At 71.0% G+C, this 23,670-nt stretch carries 21 protein-coding genes and 1 pseudogene; 11 read left to right on the plus strand and 11 right to left on the minus strand.

The features are described from left to right. Positions 1 to 75: 75 nt before the first annotated feature. A pseudogene (locus tag GWK61_RS35035) lies at positions 76 to 246 on the plus strand (IS5/IS1182 family transposase); the annotation flags it as partial. Positions 247 to 280: 34 nt separating this feature from the next. Here the strand turns inward: GWK61_RS35035 and fxsT are convergent. The 7 genes from fxsT to GWK61_RS35070 form a co-directional block, all read right to left on the minus strand. After that, positions 281 to 4,264: an FxSxx-COOH system tetratricopeptide repeat protein gene (gene fxsT / locus GWK61_RS35040; protein WP_194915993.1), complete on the minus strand. Its 3,984-nt coding sequence runs from the start codon at positions 4,262 to 4,264 to the stop codon at positions 281 to 283. Then, on the minus strand, positions 4,254 to 5,411 hold the full coding sequence (locus GWK61_RS35045; protein WP_194915994.1) for a TIR-like protein FxsC: 1,158 nt from the start codon (positions 5,409 to 5,411) through the stop codon (positions 4,254 to 4,256). Before GWK61_RS35045 ends, fxsT begins: the two co-directional genes overlap by 11 nt. A 108-nt stretch (positions 5,412 to 5,519) precedes the next feature. Further along, complete coding sequence (locus GWK61_RS35050) at positions 5,520 to 7,904, minus strand: FxsB family cyclophane-forming radical SAM/SPASM peptide maturase (protein WP_194915995.1); 2,385 nt, start codon at positions 7,902 to 7,904, stop codon at positions 5,520 to 5,522. A gap of 14 nt (positions 7,905 to 7,918) precedes the next feature. Next, complete coding sequence (locus tag GWK61_RS35055; RefSeq protein ID WP_194915996.1) at positions 7,919 to 8,116, minus strand: hypothetical protein; 198 nt, start codon at positions 8,114 to 8,116, stop codon at positions 7,919 to 7,921. 499 nt (positions 8,117 to 8,615) lie between these two features. After that, positions 8,616 to 9,401 carry a hypothetical protein gene (locus tag GWK61_RS35060; RefSeq protein WP_194915997.1) on the minus strand — a complete coding sequence of 262 codons (786 nt, stop codon included), beginning with the start codon at positions 9,399 to 9,401 and terminating at the stop codon, positions 8,616 to 8,618. Between the two features lie 136 nt (positions 9,402 to 9,537). After that, entirely contained in the window at positions 9,538 to 10,158 is a 621-nt protein-coding gene (locus GWK61_RS35065; protein ID WP_194915998.1) for an HAD family hydrolase, read from the minus strand. Between the two features lie 19 nt (positions 10,159 to 10,177). Next, entirely contained in the window at positions 10,178 to 11,122 is a 945-nt protein-coding gene (locus GWK61_RS35070) for a hypothetical protein (protein WP_194915999.1), read from the minus strand. Between the two features lie 91 nt (positions 11,123 to 11,213). On the opposite strand from GWK61_RS35070, the gene GWK61_RS35075 reads away from it, so the two are divergent. From GWK61_RS35075 to GWK61_RS35090, 4 genes are all read left to right on the plus strand, one after another. Further along, a complete protein-coding gene (locus GWK61_RS35075) occupies positions 11,214 to 12,065 on the plus strand; it encodes a 2,3,4,5-tetrahydropyridine-2,6-dicarboxylate N-succinyltransferase (protein ID WP_194916000.1) in 852 nt (283 codons plus the stop codon). 20 nt (positions 12,066 to 12,085) lie between these two features. Beyond that, on the plus strand, positions 12,086 to 13,201 hold the full coding sequence (gene dapE / locus GWK61_RS35080) for a succinyl-diaminopimelate desuccinylase (protein ID WP_194916001.1): 1,116 nt from the start codon (positions 12,086 to 12,088) through the stop codon (positions 13,199 to 13,201). A gap of 167 nt (positions 13,202 to 13,368) precedes the next feature. Next, a complete protein-coding gene (locus GWK61_RS35085; protein WP_194916002.1) occupies positions 13,369 to 14,547 on the plus strand; it encodes an alpha/beta hydrolase in 1,179 nt (392 codons plus the stop codon). A 157-nt stretch (positions 14,548 to 14,704) separates the two neighbouring features. After that, the gene (locus tag GWK61_RS35090) at positions 14,705 to 15,478 is read left to right on the plus strand and encodes an LOG family protein (protein WP_194916003.1); all 774 of its coding nucleotides are present in this window, start codon (positions 14,705 to 14,707) and stop codon (positions 15,476 to 15,478) included. A 182-nt stretch (positions 15,479 to 15,660) separates the two neighbouring features. Here the strand turns inward: GWK61_RS35090 and GWK61_RS35095 are convergent, their stop codons facing one another. Together GWK61_RS35095 and folP are read right to left on the minus strand one after the other, a co-directional pair. After that, on the minus strand, positions 15,661 to 16,770 hold the full coding sequence (locus GWK61_RS35095; protein WP_194916004.1) for a cell wall-binding repeat-containing protein: 1,110 nt from the start codon (positions 16,768 to 16,770) through the stop codon (positions 15,661 to 15,663). 87 nt (positions 16,771 to 16,857) lie between these two features. After that, positions 16,858 to 17,673 carry a dihydropteroate synthase gene (gene folP / locus GWK61_RS35100; RefSeq protein ID WP_194916009.1) on the minus strand — a complete coding sequence of 272 codons (816 nt, stop codon included), beginning with the start codon at positions 17,671 to 17,673 and terminating at the stop codon, positions 16,858 to 16,860. 175 nt (positions 17,674 to 17,848) lie between these two features. Here folP and GWK61_RS35105 point away from each other — a divergent pair, with 175 nt between their 5' ends. Continuing rightward, on the plus strand, positions 17,849 to 18,373 hold the full coding sequence (locus GWK61_RS35105; RefSeq protein WP_323747899.1) for a DivIVA domain-containing protein: 525 nt from the start codon (positions 17,849 to 17,851) through the stop codon (positions 18,371 to 18,373). A 138-nt stretch (positions 18,374 to 18,511) separates the two neighbouring features. Here the strand turns inward: GWK61_RS35105 and GWK61_RS35110 are convergent, their stop codons facing one another. Beyond that, complete coding sequence (locus tag GWK61_RS35110; RefSeq protein WP_194916006.1) at positions 18,512 to 19,297, minus strand: enoyl-CoA hydratase-related protein; 786 nt, start codon at positions 19,295 to 19,297, stop codon at positions 18,512 to 18,514. Positions 19,298 to 19,484: 187 nt separating this feature from the next. On the opposite strand from GWK61_RS35110, the gene GWK61_RS35115 reads away from it, so the two are divergent. Then, positions 19,485 to 19,652 (plus strand): DUF3117 domain-containing protein, encoded by a 168-nt coding sequence (locus GWK61_RS35115; protein WP_015796491.1) that lies wholly within the window; start codon positions 19,485 to 19,487, stop codon positions 19,650 to 19,652. Between the two features lie 224 nt (positions 19,653 to 19,876). On the opposite strand, the gene GWK61_RS35120 is transcribed toward GWK61_RS35115, so the two are convergent. Further along, positions 19,877 to 20,512 (minus strand): O-methyltransferase, encoded by a 636-nt coding sequence (locus tag GWK61_RS35120; protein ID WP_194916010.1) that lies wholly within the window; start codon positions 20,510 to 20,512, stop codon positions 19,877 to 19,879. A 370-nt stretch (positions 20,513 to 20,882) separates the two neighbouring features. On the opposite strand from GWK61_RS35120, the gene sigE reads away from it, so the two are divergent. The 4 genes from sigE to GWK61_RS35140 all read left to right on the plus strand — a co-directional run bounded on the left by sigE (position 20,883) and on the right by GWK61_RS35140 (position 23,620). Further along, positions 20,883 to 21,692, plus strand: coding sequence for an RNA polymerase sigma factor SigE (gene sigE / locus GWK61_RS35125; RefSeq protein ID WP_369125641.1), 810 nt, complete (start codon positions 20,883 to 20,885; stop codon positions 21,690 to 21,692). Beyond that, entirely contained in the window at positions 21,689 to 22,228 is a 540-nt protein-coding gene (locus GWK61_RS35130) for an anti-sigma factor family protein (protein ID WP_194916007.1), read from the plus strand. Before sigE ends, GWK61_RS35130 begins: the two co-directional genes overlap by 4 nt. A 198-nt stretch (positions 22,229 to 22,426) precedes the next feature. Then, on the plus strand, positions 22,427 to 22,858 hold the full coding sequence (locus GWK61_RS35135; protein WP_194916008.1) for a sec-independent translocase: 432 nt from the start codon (positions 22,427 to 22,429) through the stop codon (positions 22,856 to 22,858). A 6-nt stretch (positions 22,859 to 22,864) separates the two neighbouring features. Further along, a complete protein-coding gene (locus GWK61_RS35140) occupies positions 22,865 to 23,620 on the plus strand; it encodes a hypothetical protein (protein ID WP_228563461.1) in 756 nt (251 codons plus the stop codon). Positions 23,621 to 23,670 lie beyond the last annotated feature (50 nt).

Genomic DNA, 23,670 nt, shown 5'->3' on the forward strand with positions numbered 1-23,670 from the left:
GTCCGGTTCGGCGGGAGGCCGCGCGGAAAAAGGACCTGACCAGTTCAGGAACCTCGCCGCGCGGCCGACCCAACATCGTGGATGAACGGCTACGGCAAGATCCGGCGTTGTTTCGAACGCGACGGCCAGGTCGTCGACTTCTACCTCTACCTCGCCGCCGCGTTCGTCACCGTCCGTGCACTCATCCGGGAAGCCCGCACCCGCTACCGATGGGACACACGACCCACCACTCGACGCCTGAAGTAACGCCTATCCTCGGTCGCTCTTAGCAGGTGGCGCCTCAGTAGGCCGCCGCCTCCAGATCCCGCCCCACCCTGGCTCCGGCGCGCACGCGGGTGCAGACCGGGTGGCCTTCGCCGAGGGCTGCTGCGAGGCGGTCGAGGCAGCGGGCTGTTGTCATCTCGGCTTCGGCGGCGCGGCCTGTTGCGCGGAGTGTTGCTGCGTGGTTTGCCTCTGCGGTGAGTGTGTACACGTGTCCGTCGCCTAGGCGTTCGCGCGATCCCGTCAGGACTCGCTCCTCCAGTGACAGGGCTGCCGCGAGTTCTTCGTCGTCCGCTAGGCAGTTTGCGAGGTTGCCTGCTGCGGCGAGGGTGAAGGGGTGCGATGCGCCGAGTGCTGCGTCGAAGCCGGCTAGCGTTCGCTCGGCGTGGGTTCGGGCGCGGGCCACGTTGCCGGCCGCGCGTTCGTAGACCGCCAGGTTGTTCACCGCCACGAGTGTGTAGGGGTGGCGTTCGCCCAACTCCGCCTCGTAGAGGGCCAGGCAGTCCGTGCTGATCGCGACCGCCTCCGCGTCCCGGTCCTGCGCGGCCAGGTCTGCGGCGCGGTTCAGGGCGCAGGCCCGGGTGTCGGGGTGGCGCGCGCCGAACCGCTGAAGATAGCGCTCGTACGTCGCCTCCGTCAGCTCCTGCGCCTCTTCGAGACGCCCGCACTTGCGCAGCGCGACCGCCAGGCTCTTCGCCGTCCGGAGCGTCTCGGCGAAGTCGTCCCCCAGGACGTCCCGGTACGTCTCCAACGTCGCGCGCAGCAGCTCCACCGCCTCCGCGAAGCGGCCGGCGTCGATCATGTCCCGCGCGAGGGACCCGGCCGAGCTCAGGGTGTACGGGTGTCCCGTCCCCAGGACATCGCGCCGCCGCGCGAACACTTCCCGGTCGATCTCGGCCGCTCTGGAGAAGTCCCCGACGAGTCGGTATGAGATCGCCAGGTTGTTCGCCGAGGACAGTGCCTGAGGGAAGTCCACTCCGAAGTTCTCTGCGAACCGCGCATACGTCTGCTCATCCAGAGCCAACGCTTCGTCGAACCGCCCCAGCCCGCGCAGTGCCGCAGCGAGGCCGCCGGCGGTCATCAGCGTGTGCCGGTGGTCGTTGCCCAACGCGGCAGCCTGCGCCCGCAGCACCTCTGCGTTGATCTCACGCGCCTCCTCGAAGCGCCCCATCGACCACAGCACGTTCGCCGTATGGAACCGCAGCGACAGCAAGTCCGGGTCCTTGTCCGGCGGACGCCCTCGCGAGATCCAGACTGCGGCCACCTCCTCGGCGAACGCTAAGGCTGCCCCCAACTCCCCGCGCTTCCAGAGGTACCGCACCCGGTCGATCAGCAGTTGCAGCGTCTCGCCCTCAGCACACAGCCGTGCACGGCTCGGGCCCAGGTGAGCCCAGATCTGGTCATAGCGCGGCCAGTTCTCGGGATCATCGGTGTCCCCTGCGCGGGGCCGAGCCCCGACCAGCACACGGTGCACCTCATGGCACGCCTGTTCCTGCTCCTCCTCGCTCATCTGCGCACGAATCACCGACTGCACCAGGCGATGCACCTGCAGCGTGTTGGAGGCGGCGTCCACGCGCGCCAAGGCGAAGCGCCCGACTTCGCGGACCACACGTCCGATCATCATCCGGTCGCGCAGCGCCTCGTCGTAGGGGATCAGGGCCTGGATCATCTCGTCCGAGCGCAGCAAGGACATCGATATCGGCTCCGGAGCGAGGAAGGAGCACAGCTGTAACAGCCGTACGGCGGCCGGGGAGCGGTCGCGCAGCGCCTCGAACGAGATCGTCCACGTCGTGGCCACAGGAACCGGATAGTCGCCGGGCTGGTTCAGCGCCAGCACCGCCGACGCCTGCCGCTGGAGCTCTGCCAGATACTCGCCGACCGGTGTGCCGGTCTCCGTGAGCCACGCCGCTGCCTGCTCGACGGCCAGCGGCAGGTCGCCCAGGGCGACGGCCAAAGCGCCGGCGTCCTCCACGGCCAGCCCCGGAACCCGGCGTCGCAGATGTTCCACACTTTCGGCGCGGGTGAACACCTCCACTTCGAGAGGCGCCGCCTCCTGCGCCCACGCCGGGTTCCGCGACGTGATCAGCACGTGCCCGTGCCGGCTCTCCGGCAGGTATGGCCGCACCGCGCCGGGCTCATCGGCGTTGTCGTAGACCAGCAGCCAGCGGCGCACCGGATCCCCCCGCCGCAGCGCCTCCAGAACGGCCGCTGCGGTCTCGGCGATACCGCTGTCCGCGCGCAGGCCGAGGCCCAGCGGCCGGGCCAGGCGGGCCAGCTCGGTGGGGATCAGCTCCGGCTGGTCCGCCGACAGCCACCACACCAGGTCGTAGTCGCCCTTGAACCGGTGCGCGTACTCCAGCGCGACCTGGGTCTTGCCCACGCCTCCCAACCCGTGCAGCGCCTGCGGCGGCGCGGAGCCGGCCGCCGAGCCGTGGAGCAGGCGGTCGCGGACGTACTCCAGAACGTCGTCGCGCCCGGTGAAGGTGGCGTTGCGGCCGCGCAGGTTCCAGACACGCGGATCGACACCGGGGAAGCGCGGGCCGTGCGCGCGGGCGGAGGGCAGTGCGTCTGGAGAGCGTGCGCGCCACTGCGCATAAGCGTTCCGGTCCACGGCGCGCAGCAGAATCTCCACAGCCTCCGGCTCACTGAGCCGCGCTAAGTCGATCGGCGAGTTCGCCTGGTACTGCGCCGGTAAACGGACGTCCGCTACGCGCACCGCGGTGACCCGTCGTGGCGACCGCCCCTCGGCCGACAGAGCCCCCGCGCCAAGGCGACGTAAGTCGGCGTGCACTTCGGCAGAGCGCAGATACGCATGCGACGCGATGGCGAGTACCTGTCGATCCCCTTCAGGCTCCCCAGGCTCCTCTGCAGAGGACGCTGTGTCGGAATTCGCTATAGCGATTCCCACTCCTACAAGATCCGCAGGAACCTCTACTTGCGCCAAGATCTCCCGCACCCAGTCGGCCCACATCCGGTCCTCGGCGACATAGTGGATCAATGGACGGACCTTCGTGGTCTGCCGCCTGGTGAACCCCTCCAGAATCCGCTGACGGCGGTTTTCCTCTATAGCGGGAAGACCGGTGACCCGGCCCATAGTGATCTCAGCGGTAAGCCGCTCGAAGGCGGCCAGCAGCGAGGTGGGTAAGCCGGGAGTGTCACCGAAGACCGCAAGAGTCTCTTCGTACGCATAGAAGGGCCTATAGGGGATCTCTACAGAGGCCCAGTACTGCGTCCGGCGCTCGTCGTCCATGCCGGCCGGGAACCCGTCGAACCGCGACGCCACGACCGCGCGCCCGGCGTCCGCCTTCGCCTTCTCCGCCTCGTCCACACGCATCGGCACAGGCAGGATCCGTATAGGCCGGTCCAGACAGTGCTCCCGTACCCGGCGCGCCACTGCGAGCGCCCCGTCGATGTTCTGGTCGCTGAGCGCGAAGCAGTCCACGAGGACGTCGGGCAGCTGGAGCGTGCAGATGTCGGCGATGTCCGACAGCCCCGTGCGGCTGTCGATGAGGACGTAGTCGTACGCCGACTTCATCCCCTCGCGCATGGCCTGGAAGAACAGGCCGCCGCCCATCTCCTCGTAGAAGTCGTCCCAGCCGCGCGGCGCCATGGCCGAGGCGTAGTCGCGGTTCTGGCGGCCCGCCGGAAGGAAGTCCAGAGCCCCGTTGCCGGGGAACGGCCAGTCGATGGCCACCGTGTGCCGGGCCACCTCCGCGGCCTGCCGGTGCCAGTCCGTCGGCCGGTCCTCCCGGTGCTGGTGCACCTGCCACGCGTAGTCGACGATCAGGTCGATGACCCCGCCGGCGGACTGTAACGCCGAGGGCGGCAGGAACGGGTGGTAGAAGCGGTGCAGTCCCGGCGAGTCCAGGTCCCAGTCCACCGCCAGCACCCGCCGGCCGTTCGCGGCCAGGACCCACGCCACGTTCGCCAGGGCCATGGTGCGGCCGGTGCCGCCTTTGTAGGAGTAGAAGGTGATGACGGTGCCGTCCGGATCAGAGGACATCGGGCGCTTCTCCTTGCGGTCGCTCTGCGGTGGGCAGTGAGCGGAGACGTGGCGGCCGCGCGGAGGGTCCGTCCGGTGCGTGGGGTGTCAGGTGGCGGACGAGTGCCGCCTTGGCGGCGGGATGCACCTCTCGGAAGTAGAAGTCGTCGAAGTCTGAGGACGCGATCTGGTGGGGCCGGCTTGCGAACCACTCCGTGAGCTTCGCCTGCACGGCGCGGACGTACGCGGCCACGGCGTCGTCCGCCGAGCTGTGCGGGCCGCCCTCGGGGCGATCGGGCACGGGAACAGGTCCGGGCGCAGACTCGGCGCGCGAGTCCGTCAGCGGGTCCGTGAGCGAGTCCGAGAGCGAGCCCGTGAGCGGGGCGGCGAGCTTGTCCGCGATCGCCGTCCCCGGCGGTAACGCGAGCGGCCGCCGCCCCGGCAGCGACAGCGCTGTGCGGCCCCCGACCCGCCGCACCAACTCCCGGGCCGCGTCGAAGAGCCCCTCGGCGCTCTCGAAGCGGCCGCGCAGCCACGTGAAGTCCACCGGCTGCGCCGCCCGCGGCGCGCCGCTCAGCGCCACCCGCACGACCTCGCGCGCCAGCGCGTGGATCGCCAGCTGGTACTCGTCCTTGAAGCGCGCCAGCCGGATCAGCTGCAGGAAGCCCAGGCGCGCGTACGCCTCGCCGAGTGTGTGGTGGTCGAACTGGAGTGCCTGCGCGGCAGGCGGGAGTTCGGTGTCGGGCATCGGCAGCCACAGCACTGGGATGATCGCCTCGGGCCGGGTGCCGGAGGTCAGCTCGTGCGCGCTCTGCCGGGCCTGGAACAGGTACCACTCGCTGGCGCAGCTCAGGGACGTGAAGTAGCGCGGCGTGTAGAGCGGTACGAACACCCGGCACACCGCCAGCGCCTCGGAGATCCGCCGCGGCCACTCCTGGCCGACCCGCAGCTCCCGGTCCATGAACCCGGGCCGGGCGTGCCGGGGGAGCGCGGTGAGCTCCGCGACCTCGAACGTCAGGTCGTCGAAGAACCGCAGCGTCCAGCGGTCCGGATCCTCGGCGGTTCCTGACTTGTCCTCGGGGGCGCGGTGATGCCTGGCATAACTGAGGAAGAAGACCGGGGCTGACCCGTGTTCGGCGCCCTTCGGCGTCCGACTCGGCACAGCCATCCGCCCCCTTGCACCCGGCGGGTCACCCCGTGACCTTCACTGCTTTCACACTGCGTCTCTTGAAGGATTGCGCGGGGTAATCGGTGGCGTCAACGTTGCGTGTCGCGGTCAGACCTTGGACGTCCAAGCTTCCAACGTGGTCCGCAGCGCGTCCACGAACCGCAGGCCGAGCGGAGTCAGGGAACCGGAGTCGGCCAGGACGTGCGTGGCGCGCAGGGTGTGCCCGTACCAGAGCGCGAACTCCGCCTCCGCGTGCGCGCGCGCCTCGGCGTCCGGCGCGGTGAACCGGCGGACCCGCCAGAAGTCGGTGACGCCGACATGCGCGTACGTCCCCTGTAGAAGCCCCTCCAGCGGACGCGGGTCCTGCCGCCACGGCGCCTCGAACAGGCGGGTGTCGTGCGGATCGTGCAGGTCTGCCATGTCAAGGACCGCGCCGAGCTTCACATGCTGGAACTCATGGATCATCAGGAGCGCCAATGAAGAGGCGGACGGATCGGCGGTACCCGTGCGCAGTACAGGCAGAGCAGCACCGATCGCTCCATAGGCCCGGCGCGCGGTAGAACTGACGGCCCGACCGGACAGCGACGGAGCCAGCGGCACGATCGTCGTCAGCCCGGCGGCGATGCCCGGCGCGTAGGAGTGGTGGTCCCGCGCGAGGAGGTCCCACGCCGCGGGGACGGTGCGCGTCCACGCAGCCGCCTCGCTATAGGGCAGCCGCTGCGCGACCTCCCAGTGATGACACCGGCGGAACGGGTCCGTGTCCTCTAAAGCGATACCGCCTCCGGAGAACATGGGAAGAGTCACACGCCGGACGCCCTGCCACCCCTGCATACCGAACACGTCGCACGCGCCGTCGGAGATCCGCAGCCTGACGGACCGGCCTGCGTCGGCGCCGACGACCAGACGCCCGAGCGTGGGGAGGTACACGGCGCCCCGCCGCACCGGCACCTCGACCTCCGCGTCGACACCCGCGCGGACGGCGGTCGCGGCGGCCAGCGCGGCCAGGTGGGCGAAGTCCTCAGGATCGGCCCGGCCGGATTGCGCGTCGTCCAGGCAGCGCAGAGCCCAGACCGACGTGTAGGGATGCCCGAGAACCTCGTGCAGGGCGTTCTTGTGGTCGGCGTCGAGCGTCGTCAGCGTGGCGACCGCGGCGTCCACGAGTTCCTGCCGTGCCCCGCTGGCGCCGTCCGCCGCGGCGAACACCTTGGCGAGTAGCAGTATGCGCAGGGAGCGCTGGAAGCGATTCAGGTGGGCGATCGCTTTGGCGTCGCCGTATCCATGGGCCAACTGATGCAGTACATCCGCCGGCAGTCCAAGGGCTCGCTGCGCGGGAACCCGCGCGACGACGGATGCCTGGGTTCGGGTCCTGATCCCCAAGACGAGCTCCTTGAGATCCCGACAGTAGACACTGGGGTTGTCGAAGGGGTCGGCCTGTGGGTTCGCCGCGACTGCCGGCGAGGGAGCGCTATAGCGATGTGTACGCAGTCCGCCACCACATACGGCGACCACAGGACACTGCCGACAGGTCTCGCACAGGTCCGCCAAACCGTGACGCCGTGCCTCGAAGCCCGGATGCACGGAAGCCTCGTCGAAAGAGTGCTCGGCGACAGTGAAGCCGGTGTCAGGCGCACCCTCATACGCCGCCTTCAGAGAGTCCGTCTGTTCCAGCGCCCCATCGGTTTCCACGACCACGAGGTCGACCGGACTCAGGCCCAGCGACTCGGTTCCGCTCGGCAACCCACGGAATGCGTCCAGGACAGAGGTGAAGGAACGGATCGGGAACGGACGGCCTTCGTCATCCCAGCGGTCGAACACCGCGAGCATCCAGTCCGCGTATTCGGCCCGACCGGGATCCGGTCTCAGCGGCTGATCGCTATGCGTGGCGTGGGGGAGAAGGAAATCGGCGCGCGGCGGCGCCGCATCACGGACCGCCTCATAGACAGCCGCCGGATCGTTGCGGACGTCGATGGTGCACAGCACTCCCGCATAGACGTCCGGGTAGTCGTCGCGCAATAGCGATACCGCGCGCAGAGCCTGCATATGACTCGACGCTCCGCTGGCGAACCGTCGGTGCCTGTCCGTCGCCGCACGGTCGCCGTCCAGGGACACGCCGACGCGGACGCGGTGCTCGCGGAACAGCTCGCAGTATTCGTCGGTGAGCTGAACCCCATTGGTGTGGACACGCAGATCCACCGCGCAGCCCGCGCTCTCGATGACCTCGCGCAGCGTCCTCAGCGTTTCCCGCATACGTGCCGGTCCTAAGAGCAGCGGCTCTCCGCCGTGCAGTACTAAGGCGACAGCGGGTAACCGATGCGCGGCAGCGTGCTCGGCGATCCGCTCGGCAGTGCGACGCACAGTCTGCTCGGACATGAACCGCGGTTTGTGACGCCACGAGGTGTCGGCGGCCTCGTACACGTAACAGTGGTCACAAGCCAGGTCGCAGCGGCTCGCCACCTTCAGGACGAACTGCCGGAACGCGGGCGCGGACGTCATGGCACCGCCCTCCGTCACACGGCCGAGTTGAACGACGCGGCCACCGGCACGGTCGCGGTCCCCCCGTCGCGCGGCGGGCTGATGCGCCGGTCGACGTCCTCGGACCGCACCTCGCCGGCCGAGACCGAGCGCGAGACGTCGGCCAGGGACTGCTCGGCCAGGTCCACCAGACCCGAGCTGACACCTGTCGTCTTGCCGTGGCGGTGCTTCATCCGTGGCTCCCGGTGGGGCGGTTCACACGTTGTCAGGCATGGCGATTCATTGCGCCTTCGCGGCGCCCGCATGCGAAGAGTTGCGGATAATCGCTCCTAGGAGGGATTCCTCTCATCATCAGGTTATGTGACATCAGAGCGCGCTGATCAAGCGGACAGACGGAAATCCCCCGTATGGCCGCACCGCCGGCGCGCGAAAGACCCCTGGCACGCTCAAGCGCATGCCAGGGGTCTTAGGGAAGGCTTTCAGAAGTCGGCGCCGCTTTCACCGCGCCGATCGCCGCGGTCGGCCGGAGCCGGCGTGGATTCGGCGTGGATTCGGCGTGGAACCAGCGTGGAGTCGGGCATCAATCGGTCCGGAATCGACCCGGAATCGACCCGGAACCGACTCGGAGGCGACTCGGAGGCGACTCGGAGGCGACCCGGAGGCGACGCGGACCCAGCCTCGATTCGACCCGGGCCCAGCCCCGATGCAGCCCCGATGCAGCCCGGATCCGGCTTAGAAGTGACCGAGCAGCCCGGTCAGGCCGCCCACCGGCAGACCCGAGGTCAGCCCGCCGACCACCGGCAGGTTGCCGGTCGGCAGCTGGCCCATGAGCGGCAGCGAGCTCTGCGGCTGCGGCGCGGCCGCCGGCTGGGCCGGGGCGGCCGGGGCGGCCGGGGCGGCCGGCGCGGTCGACGCGGCCGGGATCGCGTAGCCGCCGACCGGCGCGGTGGCCGGGGCGGTGACCGCGGGCGCCACCGGCGAGACCGTCCGGCTGCGGGTGCCGGCGTGCGCCGGCGTCATCAGGGCCGGCGGGGTCGGCATGTGCGGGGGCGGGAAGGACGCCTTCAGGTCCGAGGCCGCCTGCTCGCCGACCGCGGCGGCGTTCGGCGAGGTCGGCGCCGGGTCGCCGGTCAGCTGGCCCACCACCGGCAGGTTCTGGGCCATCGGCCCGACCACCGGCAGCTGGCCGGCCAGGCCGCTGACCGGCAGTCCGCCGGCGAGGTTGCTCAGCGGCAGGCCGCCGGTGAGGCCGCCGACCGGGGAGGCCAGGCCGCCGTTCAGCGGCATGATCGAGCCGAGTCCGCCGGCCAGCGGCAGGGCCGAGCGGGTCACCGGCAGCGGTGCGGTGGCCGGCTGGGAGGCGTCGGCGGCAGCGGTCGAGATCGGCGCGGCGTCCAGCGGGGCGCTGGTCGTCGGTCCGGTCGCCGCGGAGGCGACGCCGCCGACGACGGGACCGGCGGCCATCGCGGCCGCCGTGACGACCAGGCCGCGCCGGACCGTGGTGCTCAAGGTGCTCATTGCCTGGTTCTCCTAGGATCGGGGCTGCCACGTCGACGCGACAGCTCCCTGCCCAACGGATGAACCCCGCTCCGGGAAACGCTGATGGGAGTAAAGGGAATGTAATATCTGCGGATAATGATCGGGTCGTCGGATATCAGAACCCGGTCGGAGAGTGGAATTCTTCGTCGAATTCCCCGATGTGCCGCCGGGCGTCGTCGACACCGGTGAACACGAAAGCCTTGATCCCGGCTTCCTTCGCCGCGGCGACATTCACCTCGCGGTCGTCCAGGAAGAGCACTTCCCCGGCCGGCGCGCCGAGCCGGTCCAGCAGGGCCCGCCAGATCGCGGGATCCGGCTTGGCGATGCCCAGTTCGCCGGAGATCACCAAGTGCTCGAACGGCGCGGCCCACTCCCGGGACCGGAACGCCGTGCCGTGCGCGATCGGCGCGTTCGACAGCAACGCCAGCTGCCGCCCGGCCGCTGCGAGTTCCGCCACCAGCGCCACCGACTGCGGGTCGAGGGTGTTCCAGAGCTCGACGTCCGCGGCGGTCAGCTTCCGGGCCTCCGCCGGTCCGACCTCGACCCCGGCCCGGTCGCCGACCGCCTGCCAGTACTCCAGGGCGTCCTGGCCCCGGTCGAACTTGTCGCGAAACCGCCAGTAGCCGTCCTCGAACTCCGCAGTCGGGGCACCGACGGACTCGGCCAGCTGCGCGAAGGCCTCCGGCGTCGGCCGCTGGGCGATGACCTCGCCGTAATCGAACACGATCCATGTCATCGCCCCAGCGTGCCAGGCCTCAGCCGCCCTTCACCACCGAGACCTCCACGGTCCCGGCGGCCACCGGGGAGGCCGACTTCCACTTGCCGGAGGAGCGCGTCCACACCTGGTCCGCGTACTGCACCTTGTCCACCGTCAGGTTCTTCGCCGAGGCGATCGCCCAGTCGGCGACCACGTGCGGGTCGAAGAGCCCGTTGCTGGACGCTATCCGCAGCGTCAGGCCGTCGCCGGTGTGCGAGTACTGAGGAGCGGAGCCGGCGCCGTTCGCGCTGAACTGCTTCACCAGCGCCTGGCCCAGGGCCGTGGCGCGCGGTGTCAGGCCGTTCGAGCCCGGAGTCTCGGCGGCGGCCTTCGGGTCGTTGTAGGTACAGGTCAGCGAGGTGCCGGACTTGGCGTCCAGCGAGGTGGCCAGGACCGTGGCCATCGCCTCCCACTGCCCGTAGGACTCGCCGGAGGAGTCCGCGCTGCGCTGCACGGACTGCGCGGCCTTGCCGACGGAGATGGACTCCCAGTTGTTCACGTTCAGCAGCGCGTGGAAGAACTGCCCGGTGGAGTACACGGGGTCCATGATCTGGACCGTGGTGCCCCAGCCCTGCGAGGGCCGCTGCTGGAACAGCCCGAGCGAGTCGCGGTCGCCGCCGGTCAGGTTCTGGATCTTCGACTCCTGCTCGGCCGTGGCCAGAGCGATTATCGTCGCGCGCTCCGGCAGGCTCTTGGCCCGCGCCACCGCGGCGATGGTCGCCGCGTTCGCCATCCGCTCGTTGGAGATCTGCGAGGACTGGCCGTCCGCGCCGGTGGCGGTGCAGTTCTCCGAGGAGAGCCCGCCGGTGAAGGCGCGGTACACGAAGAGCCCTCCGGCGCCGAGCACGCCGATCAGCAGCACGGTCACCACCCACGCGCCGATGTGCCGGGACTTGCGCGGCGCCTGTTCCTGCCTGCCCCGGGGGCGGCCTCTCTGACCCATACCGTCCTGTTCCGTCCGCTAATGTCCGAGATCCGTCCTGCGGTGTGAACACCGCCAGGCCACCGTAGCTGAAACACATATCGTGGTGGCCATGACGAACGCACCGACCCCCCAGGATTCCGCCTCCCCGATCTCGGCCGTCATCGACGAGCTGTGGGAGCGCCGCGCGGAGCTCAGCCCGGCCGACTCCGACGCCCGCAAGGCCGTGGTGGAGGCCGTGGACCTGATCGACGCCGGCACCGCCCGGGCGGCGTTCGTGGACCAGGCCGGCGACGAGGTGGTGGTGGACGAGCGGGCCAAGCGCGCGATCCTGCTCTCCTTCAAGGTCCTGGACATGGTCGAGTCGAACGCCGGCGACTTCCGGTACCACGACAAGATGCCGCTCAAGACCGACCTCAACGGCGCTCGAGTGGTCCCCGGCGCGGTCATCCGCTGGGGCTCCTACGTGGCCCCCGGCGCGATCGTGATGCCCGGCTTCATCAACATCGGCGGCTACCTCGACACCGGCTCGATGCTGGACACCTGGGCCACGATCGGCTCCTGCGCGCAGATCGGCAAGAACGTCCACCTCTCCGGCGGCGTCGGCATCGGCGGCGTGCTGGAGCCGGCCAACGCGGTCCCGGTCGTGGTCGAGGACGACTGCTTCATCGGCTCCCGCTCGATGGTGGTCGAGGGCGCGCGGGTCCGCCGCGGCGCCAAGCTGGGCTCGGGCACCAACCTCACCAAGTCGATGCGCGTGTTCGACGCCGAGACCGGCGAGGAGCTGCCGCGCGGCGAGGCCCCGGCCTGGTCGGTGTGCGTCAGCTCGACCCGCGTGAAGAAGTTCCCGGGCGGGGAGTTCACCACCCCCTGCCTGCTGGTGCTGCGCCGCCTGGAGCCCGGCGAGACGCATGACAAGCTGCAGATCAACGACATGCTCCGGGACAACGGGTTCACCGGCTGAGGACGGGGAGCGACCGACAGATGTCCGGCCTGGACCTCACACAGAGCGCGGCCCGCCTCACCGCGGCGCTCGTCGACATCGAATCCGAGAGCGGGAACGAGAAGGCGCTCGCCGACGCGATCGAGGAGGCGCTGCGCGCTTATCCGCACCTGGAAGTGCTGCGCGACGGCGACTCGGTGCTGGCGCGCACGAACCTCGGCCGCGCCGAGCGCGTGGTCCTGGCCGGGCACCTGGACACGGTGCCGATCGCCGTCGACAGCACCGGCCGCCGTAACGTCCCCTCGCTGCTGGAAGGCGACTGGGAGACCGGCACGCTGCACGGCTGCGGCACCTCCGACATGAAGGCCGGCGTCGCGGTGCAACTGGTGCTGGCCGCCACGCTCGCCGAGCCGAACCGGGATGTGACGTACGTCTTCTACGAGTGCGAGGAGGTCGAGGCCGAGCGCAACAGCCTGGGCCGGCTGATCCGCACCCGGCCGGAGTGGTTCGCCGCCGACTTCGCGGTGCTGCTGGAGCCGAGCAACAACGTCGTCGAGGGCGGCTGCCAGGGCACGATGCGGGCCCGGCTGACCTTCCACGGCGCCCGTGCGCACTCGGCGCGCTCCTGGCTCGGCGACAACGCGATCCACAAGGCCGGCGCGGCGTTGCGGCGGCTCGCCGAGTACCAGCCGCGCCGGGTCGAGGTGGAGGGCCTGGAGTTCCGCGAGGGCCTGAACGCGGTCGGGATCACGGGTGGCGTGGCCGGCAACGTGATCCCCGACGAGTGCTCGGTGACGGTGAACTTCCGCTTTGCGCCGGACCGCAGTCAGGACGACGCGGAACGTCACGTCCGGGAGGTCTTCGCGGATCTGGACGCTGAGATCATCGTCACGGACTCCGCCCCGGCCGCGCGGCCGGGATTGCACCTGCCGTTGGCGGCGGAGTTCGTCGGCGCGGTGATGGCGGGAATGGACGCCGAACCCACGGCGAAATTCGGGTGGACCGATGTCGCTCGGTTCGCCGAACTCGGCGTTCCGGGCGTGAACTACGGTCCGGGAGACGGATCTCTGGCCCACAAACCCGATGAATCAGTGGACTTGGGGCAAGTTGTTCGATGCGCGGAGCGGATGAGAAGCTGGCTCGGCTCCGCCTCGTGACCTGATGCCCCGCGGCGGCGCGCACCGGCGGCACAACAGGTGCGCGCCGGAGGCAACCGGTTGGGACTCGGTAGCGTCTTACCAGCGGCGGAGCAGCTCCCGGACGACTACGGGAGCCCGTGAACGCCCCGGCTGTCCAGGCAAGTTCCGAGAGGTCCGAAGTTTCGATGAGCCCGACCGGCTGGCCGATGACGGTGACGGCGATCCTTCTGGCGGTCGCCGCGCCGATCGGCACGTATCTGTTGTGGAACCGCATCCGCGGCCCGCGCCCGGTGCGCGCCGCCGCCCGGTTGTCGATGATCGGCGTGAGTCAGGTCATGGCGATCCTGTTGTGCGGCGTGATCGTCAACAACTACTACGGGCTCTACGCGTCCTGGGACGATCTGCTCGGTGACACCGGCAGCCCGGGCGTCATCATCCACGCGAACACCGCGGCGACCGGCACCCCGATCGCCGGCGGCGACCTGACCGACGGCCGGGCCCAGGGCGGCCGCGGCCAGGTGGTGCCGGTGGTGCCGCGCCAGCGGCCGGCCGGCCCGACGCAGGAGTTCAAGAAGTACGGCGACGACGCGGTGGTCACCACCTTCGTCGGGCCCAAGTCCGGGCTGGGCGGCACGAACGACGTGATGGTCTGGACGCCGCCGCAGTACAACGACCCGACTTACGCGAACGCCGCCTTCCCGGTCGTCCTGCTCTTCCCCGGCTACCCGGGCACCCCGCAGACCTGGTTCGGCAACATGGCCGGGCAGAAGGAGCTGGGCACGCTGGTCCAGCAGCACGCCTCCACCCCGTTCGTACTGGTCGCGGTGAACATCTCCCCGGTCAAGGGCGTGAACACGGACTGCACCGACATCCCCGGCGGCCCGCAGGTGGCGACCTACATCACCGACGACGTCAAGAACATGATCGAGCGCACCTTCCGGGTCACCACCGACCGCACCGGCTGGGGCATGATGGGCTACTCCGAGGGCGGCCTGTGCGCCGGCAAGCTGCTGGTCCAGTACCCGCAGCTGTTCAGCGCCGCGGTCCAGATGAGCGGCGACGTGCGGCCCGGCGGTTACGTCTCCAAGTACGGCACGTCCTTCGCCGACCAGAACTCCACGCTGTGGCTCCTGCAGAACCACAAGCCCGACCCGCCGGTGTCGCTGCTGGCCGCGGCCTCGGCCGAGGACGCGCACGGCAGCGTGCTCTCCGACGCGCTGTCGCTGCAGCAGGTGGCCCCGAACATGGTGGACGTGCTGAAGAAGGACCACGGCTCGCACAACACCGCGGTCTGGAAGCAGTGGCTGCCGCAGGCCTACGGCTGGCTGAGCCAGCACCTGGAGCAGGTGCACCCGCAGTCCTGAGCGGTCGTGCGCAGTCCTGAGCCGTCCTGAGCCGTCCTGAGCCGTCCTGAGCGGTCCGGGGCTCCTGCGCCGCAGGCCACGGCACGTCGGCCGGGCGCGGCGTGCTCGTCGCCTGTCGGCCGTCGCCCGGTCAACCCCGGCCGGTAATGTGCCGACTATGAGTCAAGGCAGCGGCAACGGACACGGCACGGGCAGCAAGTTCACCGAGCGCTTCGTGGGGGCGGTGACCCGGCGACGGGGACAGGAGCAGCTGCCGGCGGCCACCGCCGACCAGAAGCTGCTCGACCATGCCTACGGCAAGGACTGGAAGGACGAGGACCCCTGGCGCGTGCTGCGCATCCAGGGCGAGTTCGTCGAGGGCTTCGACTCCTTGGCCCGCACCGGCCCGGCCATCACCGTGTTCGGCTCCGCCCGGACCCCGAACGGCAGCCCCGAGTACCTGGTCGGCGAGCAGATCGGCCGCGGCCTGGCGGCGGCCGGCTGGACCGTCATCACCGGCGGCGGCCCGGGCGCGATGGAAGCGGCGAACAAGGGTGCCTTCGACGCCGGCGGCCGCTCCGTGGGTCTGGGCATCGAGCTGCCCTTCGAGCAGTCCCTGAACAGCTACATCGACCAGGGCATCAACTTCCGCTACTTCTTCGTCCGCAAGACCATGTTCCTGAAGTACTCCCAGGGCTTCGTGGTCCTGCCCGGCGGCTTCGGCACCATGGACGAGCTCTTCGAAGCCCTCACCCTGGTGCAGACGCACAAGGTGACGTCCTTCCCGGTGGTCCTGGTCGGCCGCGCCTTCTGGGGCGGCCTGGTGGACTGGATCCGCGACACCATGATCCCGGCGGGCAAGATCGCCCCCGGCGACCTGGATCTGATCCACCTCGTCGACGACCCGGACGAGGCGGTCGCGATCATGGGGAAGCCGGGGGACCGGGGCTGAAGCTCCTTCTTCGACAACGGATTCTTCGAGGACAGACAACAACAGACTCGGCCGCCGGAGCGGGATGCTCCGGCGGCCAAGTCTTTGTCTTTGGTGTCGCCCTTGGCGTTACGCACCTAAGCGCCAGGCTCACCTATGCGCTGTTCTTACCTCAGTGCGCTGCTACTACCTGAGGGCCGCTCCTACTTGGCGGTCAGGTTCGGCGTCGACAGCGTCGCGATGCCGCCGGCCGCGACGTGCGAGCTGCCGGTCGCGGTGTCGATCGCCGCGGCCAGCTGGTTGTCGATGCGCGAGGGCAGGGCCAGGTCGCCGCCGAACACGTAGCCGAAGTTGTCCGAGCCGCGGTTGGCATCGAACAGCGTGTACTCGGCCGGGTTGATGCCGTAGGTCGGGTCGACCAGGACCAGCGGGCCGCCGTAGCGGCCCATCAGCGCGCCGCCGGACAGCGAGTCCGGCCAGTCCGTGCCGGTGGCGATGCCGACGGCCGTGAAGCCGGAGAACAGGTGGGAGGCGACGTTGTAGGACGTGGCGTAGCGGTCCGCGCCGCCCAGCTTCTCGTAGCCGCCGAACCCGTCGTCGGCCAGGGCCTTGTTCGCCTGGCCGCCGACCGCGGCGAGGTAGGTCAGGCTGTGGCCGTTGATGCGGCTGGCGATGTAGTCTCCGGTCACCGCGGGCATGGCCGTGTCGTCGGTGAGCAGCACCGCCATGCCGTTGGCCTGCCCGGCCACGGCGCCGGCCGAGAGCGCGTCCGGGAAGTTCATGCCGGTGGCGGTCAGCACCTGGGTCGCGTTCGGCGCGTAGACGTTCGCCATGTCCACCGCGGTCTCGAAGCGGTCGTAGCCGCCGATGCGCTGCACGTGGTAGCCGAGCCCGGCGAGCTGGTTCGCGACGTTCGGCGAGATCGCCTGGTCGCCGCCGAGCACGTACACGGTGCCGCCGGCCGGCAGCACGCGCTGGATCTCGCCGCGGCTGGCGGCGTTCAGCGAGGCGCTCTCGGTCAGCAGTAGCGGCGCGTTCTTGTGCGCGGCCAGCGCTGAGCCGCCGAGGGCGTCGGCGAACTGGTCCGAGCGGCTCAGCACCACGGCCTGCGCCTGGGCGCGCTGGTCGGAGCCGTCGCCGGCGGTGCGGAACTGCTGCTGCGAGACCTGCACCGCGGTGGCGAACCGGTCGAAGCCGCCGAGCCGGTGGACGAACGCCGGGCTGTCGGTGCGCACGGCCAGGCCGCCGGACAGGTCCGAGATCTTGGTCTGCGGGGTCGGGTCCGCCTGTGTCGAAGCCAGGCCGGCCGCCATGTTGACCTGGAAGGTCGCGCCCGCGGCCTCGAACGCGACGGTGGCGTTGTCGCCCTCGAAGATCGGGGCGGTGTGGTCGCCGGGGCCCTAGGCCAGGCCCCGCTTGGCGACCGCCGGCTCCCGCAGCCCCTGGATCGCCGAGACCATGTCGAGCACCTGCCGGGTCTCGGCGACCTCGTGCACCCGGTACACCCGCGCGCCGAGCCAGGCCGAGACCGCAGTGGTGGCGAGGGTGCCGATCAGCCGCTCCTGCACGGGGCGGTCCAGGGTCTCGCCGACGAAGTCCTTGTTCGACAGCGACACCAGCACCGGCCATCCCGTGGCCGTCATGTCCGCCAGGCGCCGCGTGGCCTCCAGCGAGTGGCGGGTGTTCTTGCCGAAGTCGTGGCCGGGGTCGATCAGGATGCGGTCGCGCGGGACGCCCAGGGCCGCCGCGCGCTCGGCCTCGCCGTGGACGGTGCGCTCCAGGATGTCCGCCATCACGTCCGGGTAGCCGATGCGGTGCGGGCGCGTGCGCGGTTCGACGCCGCCGGCGTGCGTGCACACCAGCGCCACCGCGTGCCGGGCCGCGACTTCGGCCAGCCGCGGGTCCCAGCCGCCCCAGGCGTCGTTCAGGACGTCCGCCCCCTCGGCGCACACCGCGTCCCCGATCTCGGCGCGCCAGGTGTCCACGGAGATCACGGCCTCCGGGAAGCGCTTGCGGACCTCGGTGACGAACGGGACCACCCGGCGCATCTCCTCGGCGGTGTCCACGACGTCGCCGGGGCCGGCCTTAACACCGCCGATGTCGATCAGGTCCGCGCCGTCGCTCAAGGCCTTCTCCACGCGGTCCAGCGCGGCGGCGTCCCCGAAGGTGGCGCCCTTGTCGTAGAACGAGTCCGGGGTCCGGTTCACGATCGCCATCACGAGCCGCTGGTCGGGGCGGTACTCGTACGGTCCCAGGCGCAGCGTGCCCTGCGGGACGGCGGCCGGCGGCGGGGCGTTCTCGGTGCGGTCGCCGGCGGCGCCGTCCGCGTTCGATGACATGGAGATCAGCCTAACGGCGACGGCGTGGGGCCGGGCATGGCACGATGTCCGCGTGCTGTACTTCCAATTTCTGGTCGTCGCGGCGGTGTTCGGTGCGATCGCGTGGGTGGCCGCGGGCCGCGGCGGGGGTCTGGACGACCCGCGCCAGGACCGCCCCGAGCCCGCGCTGGCCGACGACCGGCAGCTGGGCCGGGAGGACATCGACGGCGCCCGCTTCGCCGTCGGCTTCCGCGGCTACCGCATGGACCAGGTCGACCGGCTGCTGGACCGGCTCGCCGCCGAGATCGACCACCGGGACCGGCTGATCGCCGACCTGACGCGGCCGGCCGACACCCGGTTCGGCGAGGGCGTCGGCTACGAGCCGGTGGCGCGGGTCCAGGACGCGGTGCCCGGTGTCGAGGGTGCGACCGGCGCGGTGATCGCGACGGCCGTGGTGCAGCCCGGCTTCGGCCCCGGCGTGGGCGTGGCGCCCGGTGCGGGCGAGCCGGGCCCGTCGGACGGTCAGAACCCTGAGGACGAAAACCCGCTGGCGGCCTGGTACCGGCGGACGGATCGGCAGCCGGGGAACGACCAGTAGGGCTCTTCGGTTTTTCAGCTCAACAGAACGGCCGGTCCCCGTGGGGGACCGGCCGTAGCAGTGTTCGATGACGGTGTTGGCTGATGGTGCCGGTGTCAGTGCTGGCGTTGCTGCCTCTACCTGTACCGGCCTTGCCGGTCAGCGCCCGGTGAAGGTCGGCTTCTCCTTGGCCAGGAACGCCCGCACCGCGTTGCGGTGGTCCTCGGTGGCCGCGGCCGCGTCCTGCAGGTCGGCCTCCAGGTCCAGGGTCTCGTCCAGCGTGTGCGTCAGCGCGAAGCCGACCGCCTGCTTCAACGCCGCGTAGGCCGCGGTCGGCCCGGCCGCCATCCGCGCCGCGAGCTCGTCGACCGCCGCGTCGAACTCCTCGGCCGGCACCACCCGGTGCACCAGCCCCAGCGCGGCGGCCTCCTCGATGCCGATCGTCTCCGGCAGCATCAGCAGCTCCAGCGCCTTGGCCGGTCCGACCAGGCGCGGCAGCGTCCAGGAGCCGCCGGAGTCGGCGGTCAGCCCGATGTTGGCGAAGGCCAGGTTGAAGGCCGCCTTGTCGGAGGCGATCCGCAGGTCGGCGGCGAAGGCCAGGGCCGCGCCGGCGCCGGCCGCCACGCCGTTCACCGCGGCGATCACCGGCTTGGGCGCCGAGGTCAGGGCCCGCAGCAGCGGGTTGTAGTGCTCGCGCACGGTGTCCGCCAGGCCGGTGCCGGCCTCCAGCGAGGCCGCGTGCTCCCGCAGGTCCTGTCCGACGCAGAAGGCGCGCCCGGTGGCGCGCAGCACGATCACGCGAACGGAGCCGTCCGCCGCCGCCGCTGTCGCCGCGTCCCGCAACGCCGCCTTCGTCGCACTGTCGAGCGAGTTCAGCGCGTCCGGGCGATTCAGGGTGATGGTGCCGACACCCTCGGTGACGTCGTAGACAACGTTGTCGGACATAGGGGGTCCCACTCTCCGCCTTATCGGCTTCCAGGCATGTACCAGTGTTGGTCGCGTCCGGTAGAACTGTTTGCAGACTCTGACGAAGCTACTCAGTCGGGCCTCCCGCGGCGACACCGGAACCCAATCCGGGCGCGTGCGGGATAATGGATTGGTTGAGAGCTGGCTCCTAGGAAGGGGAACGAGCATGGCGGCGATGAAGCCGCGGACGGGTGACGGCCCGCTTGAGGTGACCAAAGAGGGACGGGGCATCGTGATGCGGGTTCCGCTGGAAGGCGGCGGCCGGCTCGTGGTTGAGCTGTCGGCAGAGGAGGCCGCGGCGCTCGGCGAGGCGATCAAGGGGGTCGTCGGTTAGCCCGGCGCCGCCATTCGTGCCACCCCGTTCGTCCCACCAGTGACGTCTGGCCCCCGAACGGCCGGGGTCCGGCGTCCCCTATTTACGTGTTCCTTCTCACTCCGCACCCGGCCGGACCGGAGCCCCACCCCGGTCAGAGCGTCCGCGTCGGGTTGGGTGCCGACGCCCGTTCCCGGGTTTCCCCGCCGGGCCGCGCCGCGGCATCGTGCGGGGTTCTCGGTTTCCTAAGGGCGTTTCACCGCGCACAGCAGACCGTCACCAGTGGGCAGAAGGGCCGGCAGCAGCCGGGTGTCCTCGACGACCTGGCGGTGCAGGTACCGCAGCGCCGAGGTGCGCGCGTCCCGGATCGACGGGTCGACCACCCGGTCCTGGCCGAGCGCCCCGTCGAAGGCCACGAGCCCGCCGGGCCGCAGCAGCCGCAGCGCCTCTTCGTAGCCGGCCAGGTGGTCGGTGCCCGGGCCGCCGCAGAACACCATGTCGTAGCCGCCGTCGGCCAGGCGCGGCAGCACCGAGCCGGACGCGCCGCCGATCACCCGGGTGCGGCTGGCCGCGAAGCCGGCGTCGGCGAAGGCCCGGCGGGCCGCCTGCGAGCCCTGAGTGTCCTCGTCCACGGTGGTCAGCACCCCGTCCGGGCGCATCCCGCGCAGCAGGTATATCCCCGACACGCCGGCGCCGGTGCCGACGTCGACCACCGACCGGGCGGCGAGCGTGGCGGCCAGCAGCCGCAGGGCCGCGCCGGTGCCGGGCTCGACCGGGACGATGCCCAGCCGCCGCGCCTCGCGGCGCGCGGAGACCAGGACGTCGTCCTCGGCGACGTACCCCTCCGCATACGCCAGGCTGGCGTGCCGGTGACTGGGGATGACGGCCTCCGAGGGTCGCGGGTCCCGGAGCCGGGGTCGGCCGGGATCTGGTCGGTTGGTTGCTACTGGGCATCAAGAGCGTAGCCACCTGGCCGCGCGCATACCACGTCGGACTGTCCGGCGGACAGTCCGCGGGTGGTCGGCGGCGGGGTGTGCGGCGGGGTGTGCGGCAGGGGCCGGACGGTTCCGGTACCGGCGGGATCGGGTTGCCTGATCGCTCTAAGCGGACACCGAGGAGGAACCCGTACCCGGGAACTTCGTGTCGGTGACCGGCCGTTCTGTCCTCGACAGTGGCTCACGGTCTGGAGAGCCGGGAGATCTTAGACCGATCTCAGGTTCCTTTCAGCCTTTAGCAGCGAGGCAGGCGTCTATGGTGATGAGTGCGGTACTGGAAATAGGAGGTGGGGACGTCGTGGCTGACGCCAACAGCGCCCGCAATCCTGGAGCCGTCCCGGTCAACACCATTGGACCGCGGATCGATCTCGGGGAACTTCGTCGTCGGAGGGCGGCCCGCAAGGCCACCCTGGAAAAGAACCGCCGGGGTGAGGCGATCCCCGATACCACGACGCCCGCCGAGGCCGTCGTGCAGAGCGTGGGGGAGACCCAGCCCCTGGACGCCGCGGCCGTCGGCTGGGAGCCGCCGAGCTGGGACGAGATCGTGCGGACCCATTCGCAGCGGGTCTACCGGCTGGCCTACCGCCTGACCGGCAACCAGCACGACGCCGAGGACCTCACGCAGGAGGTCTTCATCCGGGTCTTCCGCTCGCTGTCCAGCTACCAGCCGGGCACCTTCGAGGGCTGGCTGCACCGGATAACCACGAACCTGTTCCTGGACATGGTGCGCCGCCGGGCCCGCATCCGCTTCGACTCCCTGGGCGAGGACGCCGACGACCGGCTGCCCGGCCGCGAGCCGTCGCCGGAGCGGATCTTCGTCGACTCGCACATGGACGCCGACATCGAGGCCGCGCTGGCCGCCCTGGCGCCGGAGTTCCGCGCCGCGGTGGTGCTGTGCGACATCGAGGGCCTGTCGTATGAGGAGATCGCGGCCACCCTGGACGTGAAGCTCGGCACCGTGCGCTCGCGCATCCACCGCGGCCGCTCGCAGCTCCGGGCGGCCCTGGAGCACCGGGCCCCCGGCGGCGCGGCGTCGGTCGCCGGCGGGAAGGAGGGCCGCCGGTGACCAGGCACCTCGGAGACCGCCTGACCGCGCTGATCGACGGCGAACTGGACCACGGCACAGCGAGCCGCATGCTCGGCCACCTCGCGCAGTGCGACGAGTGCCGGGCCGAGGCCGACGTCGAACGGCAGGTGAAGTCGCGGCTCGGCGCGATGGCGGCGCCCCAGGTGCCGGTGGAGCTGATGCTCGGGCTGCTCAGCCTGGACACCAACCGCGGCACCGGGGCCGCGGCCTCCGGGCAGCTGCCCGGAGGCGGCAGCGGTTCGCCCACCGGCGCGCCCGGCAACGCCCCGACCCCGTTCTCGTTCCAGACCGTGCCGATCCGCCCGCCAGCGGCTCCGGCGGCCGGCCGCCCCACGGCCGGCCGCTCCCCGGTGCGCCCGCAGCGCCTGCGGGCCGCGGCGATCGGCGCGGTGTCGCTGGCGGCGCTGGGGACCGGGGTGTGGCTGGTCGGCGACTTCAGCGCCAGCGCCAGCCCGTCGCACTCGCCGGCCCAGCCGGCACCGGCTCAGGTCGTGACCTACGCGCCGGGACACTAGCCGCAGGAATCAGGTCGCGGCCCCACTGCGATCGAGGGCTCGCTCTTACACGTCTTGGCTCGGCATTGCCGAGCCAAGACGTGTAAGGATCGACGAATATCCACCCGCCGGGGGTCCAGCATCCGCCCGGCCGGGAGTTACGCTAGCGCTAGCGCCGGAGAAGACACCGGCCGCGCCCGCCAGAGCAGGAGCCCCCACGTGCCGTTTCTCGACATCAGCCCGCTGGAGCTGATCGCGCTGCTGGCCCTGGCCGTCATGCTGTTCGGCCCGGACAAGCTGCCCAGCGCGGTACAGGGCCTGGCACGCACCCTGCGGCAGTTCCGGGAGTTCACCCGCAACGCCCAGAACGACCTGAAGAAGGAACTGGGTCCGGAGTTCCAGGACCTGGAGCTGACCGACCTGCACCCGAAGAACTTCGTGCGCAAGCACGTGCTCGGACCCGAAGACGGCGACTTCCGCGAGATCAGGGACATCACCGACTCGCTCAACAGCGAGATACGCGGTGCGGCCGAGGGAGCCCGACGGCCCCTCGCCGCCGACGACGCGACCCCGGACGATGCCCTCTACCGGGCCCCCGCCCCGCGCCTGGCCGCGGGCGAGCGCCCGCCGTTTGACGCGGATGCGACGTGAGGTTCCATGAGCAGCACCATCTCAACTGAAGACTTCCCCAACCCCGTCGGCCCGGCCTCGCAGCCGGGCTCTGTGGCGCCGGCCGCGGGCGACGACCATGTCCCCGGCCCGCCGGTCGCCTCCAACAGTGCTTTGTCCATCTCTGCCGCGGCCCTGGCCGCCTCCGAACCCGACGCCTGGCCCGGCCAGCGCACCGCGGTCCCGTGGTACGGCCTGGACGAGGCCTGGTCCGGCGACCGCTGGCTGGGCTCGATCCTGCTCGGCCCCGACGGCGTCGCCGAATACGGCACCCTGGGCCACGGCGACCACCCGGCCCGCCGCCCCGACGACCTGTCCCCCCGCCGCTTCTGCGGCGTGGTGACGATGGCCCGCCTGGACCGCCGCCCCGGAGGCGGCGCGACCATCCTGGAGCCGACCACCCTGTCCACCCTCGCAGCCGTCGCGGGCCTGGGCCTGCTCTCGGACGCCTGGCCCTGGGCCGTGGACAAGGCACTGCGCGGCGACTGGCTGCACCAGCAGACCGAACTCGCCTACGAAGTCGCCGAGAACCTGGACGACGCCCCCTGGCGCGCGGTCCAACTCCCGGTCGACGGCAAGCCCACCCGCTTCCGCTACCGCGAGAGCGAGTACGGCTGGGTCCTGGCCGCGGAGCTGCGCGAATGCTGGCTCGGCGCCTACGGCCGCGGCGTGACGGCCTACGGCCTGGGCTTCGAGCAGGTCACCCTGGACGCCTGGGAGGCGTACGAAGCGTTGCCGCGCTGACCGGGCCCCGGCCCGCACGACGCCGCACCAGCTTCCCGCCTCCCGACCTC

This window comes from Catenulispora rubra (assembly GCF_015356825.1).
Lineage (GTDB): Bacteria > Actinomycetota > Actinomycetes > Streptomycetales > Catenulisporaceae > Catenulispora > Catenulispora rubra.